A 4,232-nucleotide genomic window follows, 5' to 3' on the forward strand; every position below is an offset into this window, starting at 1 on the left:
CCTATTACCTATTACCTAAAAACAAAAAAATTAAATCTAATTCTACAAAATTACTTACCCACTTATCTAATGCTATATTTATTCAATTTTTGATTTATGGCTATAATAGATGCAATAAATCAACCTTTGTTTTAAAATTCGTTAATAAAAAATTAGAAATTACTTAGAGGAATTGAGGTACGTAGCTTGTTATAAATTTATCAATTCTTTGTGAAAGACATTCATAAAGATTGGTAAATTTGGTATCTCAAAAGTTTAATAAAGGCTTTAGTCAAAACGCTCAGTTTTGTTAAATAACAATATAATGAATAGAAATTTATATCGGTACTGGATGTTTGTGGGGCTGCTGTTGTGCCTAAGTGCTTGCCGAAAAGATATGCGCTTATTTGATAAAGAGGTTCGTTCGACCTTAGAAGAGTTTGGGAAACAAAATCCTGAAACAAAGCTATTGGTAACTACACGTTTAGGCGACTTTAGCATCAAACTATACGACGGAACTCCATTACACCGAGCCAACTTTGTGCGATTGGTCAAAGGGGGCTATTATACCGATTTGTTCTTTTATCGAATTGTGTACGAAACAGCTATTCAAGGCGGAGCCGAATGGATGTACCGCCTCGACTATGATTTGCCTACCGAGGTAAATACCGCCAAATATACCCACAAACGTGGTGCAGTAGCAATGGCACAATACGACCCCAGCATGAACCCCGAGGGAAATACCTCGGCCAGTGAGTTTTTTATTATTACCAATGCGGAGGAGGCTCGCAAATTTGACGGTATTTACACCGTGATAGGAGAGGTGACCCAAGGAATGGAGGTAGTCGATAAAATCAAGGAAGCCAGAGCCTTCAACGAAAAACCCGTTGACCCAGTGAAGTTTTCTATTCGTATTTTAGAATAGCGAAGTAATTACTATACAGGCACTAGGCAAATAGTTTTAAATCCTTTAATAAATACAAAGATACTTTTGTTCAAAGCCCAAGGCCGAAAACTAAAGAAATAAAGGTGTTTTTTATGAAATTCTAAAGACCTTTTGCCTAATGCCTAAACACACAACTTGACGCTTTACCCACTTACCTAAAAGCCAATAGGCTCACGTTGTTTTTGCTGAAGTATACGATAGGCTTCCAAATAGAGTTGTTGTTCAAATTTTTCTTTCCAAAATTTGAGTTCTATTTCTAAGCGAAGGTTTTCGGCTTTGAGATATTTGTTTTCCTCCAAGAGTGTATCTATTGGTGGAGATTTGGTCAATTCATTTTCGTCCCAAAGTACAGGAATGTCTAGCACTTTAGATAATTCTTGGGCGCGTTTGATACTGAGTGCTGTTTTGCCACGCTCGATATCGCCATAGGCAGTAGTCGAAATACCTAGCATATCGGCTACATTTTCTTGAGAAAGCCCTTTGAGTACACGAGCTTTTCTGATTTTATCAGGAATAGAATCTTGTTGTTTCATATATCTTATGAGGTTGAGTTGGTTATGATAGACTCAGAAATGAAATTGGTTAGTCTCGAAAAATTATAGAAAAATATCCACTTTACGTCGAACTTGTTAATCCAGTACCGCAATTGGTATAATCCTTTGATTTACAAGAAAGTATTTTTAAAACTTTTTGAAGGGTAATAAAAATCATAGTGAAAAATCGTATTTTCCGAGAATTTATCTGAAAATCTGATTAGGATTTTTTCATAGATTTTGCATCTTTGTTTAAAAGAACTACCTCTTAGTTGCAAAACACTGCAAGACGACTTGAAAGTTCAACTATAATTTGCTTCGAACCATTTTGCAGATTTAGAAGTTTACAGTTTAAAATAACGGTTATAAAATTATGTTTCACAAAGAATTAAGTTCAGAAGAATTCAGAAAATATGCTGTTCATCACAGAGGTTTGAATGGCCTAGCAGTAGATCAGTACATGAACCAAATAGGTGGACAAAGCCGTCCATTTATTGAAGACATGACTCAATATATCATTGAAGAGCGTCCGATGCGTTTTGCTCAAATCGACGTATTCTCACGTTTGATTATGGATCGTATCATTTTTATGGGCGTACCAGTAGATGATTATATGGCCAATATCATCGTTGCTCAGATGTTGTTTATGGAGTCGACAGACGCTCGTAAAGACATTATGATGTATATCAATAGCCCAGGTGGTTCGGTTTATGCTGGTTTGGGTATTTATGATACTATGCAGTATATCCGTCCTGACGTAGCTACGATTTGTACATCTTTGGCTGCCTCGATGGGTGCAGTATTGTTGGCTGGGGGTGCAGCAGGTAAGCGTTCGGCTCTTCCTCATGCTCGTATTATGATTCACCAGCCGTCGGGTGGTGCACAAGGTCAATCTCGTGATATTGAAATTACCGCTCGCGAAATTGTAAAAATTCGTAAAGAATTGTACGAAATTTTGGCACAACACTCGGGCAAATCGTTTGAAGAAATCGAACGTGATTCTGATCGTGACTACTGGATGCGTGCCGAAGAAGCCAAAGAATATGGCTTAATCGATGAGATTCTTACGCGCGAACCGTAGTTGGTTCAACATTTTTGATGATTTACGAAAATTTTGTTTTTCTCGTAAATTACAACATGAATGCTTACTCCTTTGTCGAAGGAGTAAGCATTTTTAGTATAAATTCAGTACTTTTGTAGATAGTTTCGCCCAAAAGCTGCCTGAATCGTTTAGAAGCAATCTATTGGCTCGAAACTCTTTTTTCAATTTGTATTTTACAAGAGTTGAGATATTTGTAAATCGGCAAAACAGTAGTTTTTGTTTTTTTAATAAACGAATAAAAAAAAACATATTACCGTTTTGTTTGCTCATAACTTTACAAAAACATTTCACAACTCTCTTATTTTTTACATAGAATGAAACAACAACAACAGCCTCATTGTACACTATGTGGTCGTGGCCAAAAAGACGTGCCATTGTTACTACAGGGTATGGAGGGTCATGTATGTAGTGAATGTGTCACTCAGGCTTATCAGGTAGTACAACAAGAGGTAAATCCTACGTCACGTAGTTTCAAAGGTGACAAAAGAAAGGGAGGCCCTCGTTTTGAATTGGTAAAGCCCGTTGAGATGAAGAAATATCTTGACCAGTATGTAATTGGACAAGATGAAGCCAAAAAGCACCTTTGTGTGGCGGTGTATAACCACTATAAAAGATTGATGCAGCCCAAAACGGATGATGATGTACAGATAGAAAAATCGAATATCATCATGGTAGGAGAAACGGGTACAGGCAAGACCTATTTGGCTCGTACGATTGCCAAAATGCTTCAAGTGCCGTTTTGTATTGCTGATGCTACGGTGATTACAGAGGCTGGCTATGTAGGCGAAGATGTTGAGAGTATTTTGTCGCGTTTGTTACAAGCGGCAGACTACGACGTTGCAAAAGCTGAAATGGGTATTGTGTTTATTGATGAAATAGATAAAATTGCTCGTAAGTCGGACAACCCTTCAATCACACGTGATGTGTCGGGTGAGGGCGTACAGCAAGCTTTGCTAAAACTGTTGGAAGGCGCAGTGGTAAACTGTCCACCACAGGGAGGTCGTAAGCACCCCGAGCAAAAGATGATTGCGGTCAATACCGAAAATATTCTATTTATCTGTGGGGGTGCGTTTGATGGTATTCAACGTCATATTGCGAATCGTTTGAATACACAACCTGTTGGGTTTAAGAAGGGCGCTTCTTTTGCAGATGAATTTGATGAGCAAAACCTTTTGCGTTATGTTTCGTCTCAAGATTTGAAATCATTTGGGTTGATTCCTGAGTTGTTGGGTCGTTTGCCAGTATTAACATCTCTTAACCCATTAGACGCAGAAACGCTACTTTCGATTTTGAAAGAGCCTAAAAATGCAATAACAAAGCAATACGAAAAGCTTTTCAAAATGGAAGATATCGATATTCATTTTGACGAGGATGCCTTACAGTACATTGTTGAGCAGGCGATGGAGTTTAAATTAGGAGCTCGTGGATTGCGCTCGATATGTGAGGCAATTATTACGGATGCGATGTTTGAGCTGCCTTCGCAAGATGAAATCAAAGAATTTAATGTAACACTAGAATATGCTCGTTCGAAGTTTGAAAAAACGGCTTTGCGCAGAATGAAAAAAGTGGCATGAAAATAAATTACGAATCCCCGAACACATTGTTTGGGGATTTTTTGTTATATAATAATACTAAGTAATCGTGCAGAATTATATTTAAGTTTTGTGTTTTA

The 4,232-nt window shown here is 37.6% G+C and carries 4 protein-coding genes; 3 read left to right on the top strand and 1 reads right to left on the bottom strand.

All coding sequences use genetic code 11. The features are described 5' to 3' along the window. Nucleotides 1-304: 304 nt before the first annotated feature. The gene (locus tag ACOVQ4_RS23695) at nt 305-904 is read left to right on the top strand and encodes a peptidylprolyl isomerase (RefSeq protein WP_421823056.1); all 600 of its coding nucleotides are present in this window, start codon (nt 305-307) and stop codon (nt 902-904) included. Between the two features lie 176 nt (nt 905-1,080). Here the strand turns inward: ACOVQ4_RS23695 and ACOVQ4_RS23700 are convergent, their stop codons facing one another. Then, nucleotides 1,081-1,458 (bottom strand): helix-turn-helix transcriptional regulator, encoded by a 378-nt coding sequence (locus tag ACOVQ4_RS23700; protein ID WP_421823057.1) that lies wholly within the window; start codon nt 1,456-1,458, stop codon nt 1,081-1,083. A gap of 373 nt (nt 1,459-1,831) precedes the next feature. Between ACOVQ4_RS23700 and ACOVQ4_RS23705 the strand changes: the two genes are divergently transcribed. Together ACOVQ4_RS23705 and clpX are read left to right on the top strand one after the other, a co-directional pair. Then, complete coding sequence (locus tag ACOVQ4_RS23705; RefSeq protein ID WP_421823058.1) at nt 1,832-2,539, top strand: ATP-dependent Clp protease proteolytic subunit; 708 nt, start codon at nt 1,832-1,834, stop codon at nt 2,537-2,539. Nucleotides 2,540-2,874: 335 nt separating this feature from the next. After that, nucleotides 2,875-4,134: an ATP-dependent Clp protease ATP-binding subunit ClpX gene (gene clpX, locus ACOVQ4_RS23710; RefSeq protein ID WP_421823059.1), complete on the top strand. Its 1,260-nt coding sequence runs from the start codon at nt 2,875-2,877 to the stop codon at nt 4,132-4,134. The last annotated feature ends 98 nt before the right edge of the window (nt 4,135-4,232 follow it).

It is taken from the genome of Flectobacillus sp. (genome assembly GCF_049240685.1).
Taxonomy (GTDB): Bacteria; Bacteroidota; Bacteroidia; order Cytophagales; family Spirosomataceae; genus Flectobacillus.